A 210-nucleotide genomic window follows, 5' to 3' on the forward strand; every position below is an offset into this window, starting at 1 on the left:
GGCGGATTTGCCTGCCGGCTTCCTACGCTCGCAAACCGGGATATCCAACACCCGGATGACCTTCAGCACTCCGTCCCTCCTTCGCACCTGCAATCGGTCGAGTATTATACTGTTCCCATCAGCTATGCTTCTCAGCCTCGCCTTAGGGGCCGACTCACCCTGCTCCGATGAACGTAGAGCAGGAAACCTTGGGCTTGCGGCGAGCGGGCT

The 210-nt window shown here is 59.5% G+C and carries 1 rRNA gene; it reads right to left on the bottom strand.

The features are described 5' to 3' along the window. Nucleotides 1-210 (bottom strand): 23S ribosomal RNA (locus GBM95_RS12225); the annotation flags it as partial.

Source organism: Sutterella seckii (genome assembly GCF_009183815.1).
GTDB lineage: Bacteria > Pseudomonadota > Gammaproteobacteria > Burkholderiales > Burkholderiaceae_F > Sutterella > Sutterella seckii.